We start from the raw sequence: 4,376 nt of genomic DNA on the forward strand, positions 1-4,376 counted from the left end.
GCCCCCATCCTTGGGGCTGAACTCTTGGGAGCCCGGACCTTGTTTGGCGTGTGTTTGGGGGGGGGGGAGGGGGGGAGAAGAGACCCCCCCCACCACGGAAAACCCCCTTTTTCCTCCATCTGCCTTCCCCGCTGCCCCAGGGCGTTCCCCACGGAGGGGACTCCACGGCCCCGGTCGCCCCTTCCCGGCCGCCGTGGGCGCGGCCGGGAGCCCAAGCAGGCTCGGACTTCCGTGCAACGCGTCGACGTGGCCGCTCAGGCTGCGCGGGTCACGGAGGTCAGCGTTGCGTCGCCGAGGACGTCGGAGCCGTAGAGGCTCTCCACCCAGTCGGCCTGATACACGGTCTCGAGGTACCGCTCGCCCAGGTCGGGGGCGATGGCCACCGCCGTCAGCGGCCGATCCCCGTCGTGCCGGGCGAGCCATTCGGCCGCTCCGCTGACCACTGTGCCCGTGGAGCCGCCGAACACGAATCCGCGCCTGGCCAGACGGTGGCAGGTCCGGACGGTGTCGGCCTCCGTCACCGTAACTGACTCGTCGACGCAGCTCTCGTCCAGCATCGGCGGACGCACACCGGCTCCGAGGCCGGGAATCATGCGCCGGCCCGGAGCACCGCCGAACGTCACCGACCCCTCGCTGTCGACGGCCACGATGTGCACCGGACGGTGCCACTCGCGGAACCACCGTGCACAGCCCATCAGCGTCCCCGTGGTTCCGGCCCCGACGAACAGCACGTCCAGCTCGGGGAACTGCCGGGCAATGGCCGGCGCGGTCCGGCGGTAGTGAGCCATGCCGTTGTCGGGATTGGTGTACTGGTCCAGCCAGACGTATCGGTCGTCAGAGGCGCACAGTGCGCGCACGAATCCGATCCGAGCCCCCAGGAACCCGCCCACGGGCACGGGCTCCGTGACGACGTGGACCTGCGCCCCCAGCGCTTCCATGAGCAGCCGGGTGGACAGGTTGCAGCGGGAGTCCGTCACACAAAGGAACCGGTAGCCCTTGCTGGCCGCGATCATACTCAGCGCGACGCCCAGGTTGCCCGAGGACGACTCGACCAGGATCGAGCCCTCCGCCAGCCTGCCGTCGCGTTCGGCGGCTTCGACCATTTCGGTCGCGGCTTTGAGTTTGATCGAACCGGCGAAGTTGAAGCCCTCGCACTTGAGGAACAGCGGGTACCCGATGATCCCGTCGAGATCGACGTAGAGATCGTCTTCATTGAATGCCTGGGGAACGGATATGACAGGCACGGTCGCCTCCTCATCTGCGCCCACGCGCTCGGTGCCGGTCGTCGGTTCGACGCGGCTCTGGATGTGCCGACGAGGGCGGCTCGTCGGACGCCCTTCCAGTACGCCGGATCGCGCCAATCGCGTCATGCCACATGATTTCGGGACTTGACACCAGCTGCCGTTGCGGCTATTCGGACGGGATCCCGTGCAGGAAGGGCCGGGGCGCTCGTCGGCCCGCGGACGTTCTGCTGCGACGGATCGCCGCGTGTGGGGTTCCCCGGTCGTCCGGTCACCGGGGTCCGGGGCGTGTGCCTCGCACCAGCCCGCGTTCGGTCTGCTCAGCCCCGTCGCAAGCCCCCAGCAGCTGCGGTCCGGGGGAACTGCGGGACCCGAGCTCCCACCTCCTCGCACCCTCCGTACGGCTCCCGTCGCCATGCCCCGCCTGCGTGACGCCCGATCGCGTGACGTGCCGCAACGAGGTGCGAAACATGTGCATGGAGTGAGCAAACTTGTGCGAAGCGTAATGTCGATGAGTCGACTACCAGTATCGCTGTGACACGTCAAGTACCGAATTCCAGGGGCAGGACACGGCCCCTCCGCGCGGGCCTACTGGAGGGGCGGGCATCGCAACCGTCCGCTCCACGACCTGATCGAAGCGTCCTCAAGGAGTTCACGTGGTAGGGAAATCCGCCGAGACCCTGATGGCCCGTCCAGTCTCAGCCCCGGAGTCCGGCGCCGAAAGGGACTTCGCCGAGCTGCTGGCCGGTGTCGTTTCCGTGGACCAAGTGTCCGCCGAGAGTCACTTCTTCCACGACCTCGGGGCAGATTCGTTGGTGATGGCCCGGTTCTGCGCGCGGGTCAGGAAGCGTGCCGATCTGCCGACCGTGTCGATGAAGGACGTCTACCGGTACCCCACCATCCGGAGCCTGGCGAAAGCCCTCGCGGGCGCGGCTCCCACACCACCCGAACCACAGTCCCCTGCGGTTCGGGTCCCCTCTGACGAGCCGACCGGGCACGCAACCGGCGCACCGGCCACACCTGCGAGCACAGGGCAGTACCTGCTCTGCGGCACGCTGCAGCTCCTGCTGTTCCTCGGCTTCTCCTTCCTCGCCGCCCTGGCCGCCGTCCGCGGCTACGGCTGGATCGCCTCCGGCGCCGGGGTGCTCGACGCCTACGTGCGGTCCGTCCTGGTGTGCTCCGCGGCCTTCGTCGGCCTGTGCGCCCTCCCGGTCCTGGCGAAGTGGGTTCTGATCGGCCGGTTCACACCCCGCAGCATCCCCGTATGGAGCCTGGGGTACCTGCGTTTCTGGACCGTCAAGGTACTCATCCGCACCAGCCCCGCGCGTCTGTTCACCGGCTCTCCCGTCTACGTGCTGTACCTGCGGTCCCTGGGCGCGAAGGTGGGGCGCGGCGCCGTGGTGCTGTCGAAGCACCTGCCCGTGTGCACCGACCTGCTCACGATCGGGGACCGCACGGTCATCCGGAAGGACTCGTACTTCTCCTGCTACCGGGCCCACGGCGGCCGCATCGAAACCGGTCGCGTGTCCCTCGGTAGCGATGTCCTCGTCAGCGAACAGACGGTGCTCGACATCGACACGTCGATGGGCGACCGAGCCCAACTGGGCCACGCCTCCTCCCTCCACCGTGGGCAGGCCGTGCCCGAGGGAGAACACCGGCACGGCTCCCCGGCGCAGCACACCGACGTCGACTACGGAGCCCCGGGCCACCCCGGATGCACCACCATCAGGAGAGCCGTGTACGGAACCCTGCAGGTGGCAGTGCTGCTCGCGGTGTACCTGCCGCTGACGATCGGCGGTTCGACCCTGCTGGTGACCGCCGTGCCGCGGCTCAATGAACTGCTGAATCCCGGGCGATGGGCCGTGTCGGGCTGGTCGTTCCTCCGGGACGCCCTGGCGGGATCCTCCCTCCTCTTCTTCGGCGCCCTGCTCGCCGGCCTCCTCGTCGTCACCACCGTGCCGCGTCTGTTCAACCGCTTCATGGAGCCGGGCAGGGTATATCCGCTGTACGGCTTCCACCACTCGGCCCAGCGGGCGATCGCCCTCCTGACCAACAGGAGGTTCTTCACCAGCCTCTTCGGGGACAGCTCCGCCATCGTCCACTACCTGCGCCGGCTCGGCTACGACCTGTGCCGGGTCGAGCAGACGGGGTCGAACTTCGGCACCGAGGTCAAGCACGAGAACCCTTACCTGAGTTCCGTCGGGACGGGGACGATGGTGGCCGACGGTCTGTCCATCGTCAACGCCGACTTCTCGAGCACGGCGTTCCGACTGTCCCGGGCTGCCATCGGGCCGCGCAACTTCCTCGGGAACCGCATCGTCTATCCGTCGCGGTCCAGGACCGGTGACAACTGTCTGATCGCGACGAAGGCCATGGTGCCCGTCGAAGGTCCGCTGCGGGAGAACGTCGGACTGCTGGGCTCGCCCAGCTTCGAGATCCCCCGCACGGTCGAACGCGACAACAGGTTCAACCACCTGGCGAGCGGAGAGGAACTGCACCGGCGCCTCGCCGCGAAGAACAAGCACAATGCCGTCACCGCGGTCCTCTACCTGCTCGCGCGGTGGATCCACGTGTGCGTGAGCACGGTCGTCGTCATGGGCGCGGCGGCCCTGCACGACAGCCTGGGGGCGCTGGCGATCGTCGCAGCGAGTTTCCTCGTCCTGGTGTTCACCGTCGTCTTCTTCGTCCTGGTCGAACGTGCCGGCAGGGCGTTCAGGCCGCTGGAGCGGCTGTACTGCTCGATCTACGAGCCTTCGTTCTGGCGGCACGAGCGCTACTGGAAGATGTCCTCGGTCCACTACATCCAGATGCTCGACGGCACCCCGTTCAAGAGCGTGGTCTGGCGGTTGCTGGGCGTTCGGATCGGCAAGCGGGTCTTCGACGACGGCTGCTCCTTCCCGGATCGCACGCTGGTCAGCATCGGGGACGACTGCACGCTCAACGCGGGAACCGTGGTCCAGTGCCATTCGCAGGAGGACGGCACCTTCAAGTCCGACTACAGCACGGTCGGCGCGGGCTGCACGCTCGGCGTCGGCGCCTTCGTCCACTACGGCGTGACGATGGGCGACGGTGCGGTGTTGGCACCGGACTCGTTCCTGATGAAGGGCGAGGAGGTTCCCGACCACGCGTGGTGGG

General features: G+C 68.1%; 2 protein-coding genes. One reads left to right on the plus strand and one right to left on the minus strand.

The genetic code is table 11. The annotated features are described in order from the left end of the window. Positions 1–254 precede the first annotated feature (254 nt). Complete coding sequence (gene sbnA, locus ACFXOM_RS31060; protein WP_384941429.1) at positions 255–1,244, minus strand: 2,3-diaminopropionate biosynthesis protein SbnA; 990 nt, start codon at positions 1,242–1,244, stop codon at positions 255–257. A 680-nt stretch (positions 1,245–1,924) separates the two neighbouring features. Between sbnA and ACFXOM_RS31065 the strand changes: the two genes are divergently transcribed. After that, a partial coding sequence (locus tag ACFXOM_RS31065) for a Pls/PosA family non-ribosomal peptide synthetase (RefSeq protein WP_385040630.1) occupies positions 1,925–4,376 on the plus strand: 2,452 nt, incomplete at its 3' end.

Origin of the sequence: Streptomyces sp. NPDC059169 (assembly GCF_042755225.1) — a bacterium.
Taxonomy (GTDB): Bacteria; Actinomycetota; Actinomycetes; order Streptomycetales; family Streptomycetaceae; genus Streptomyces.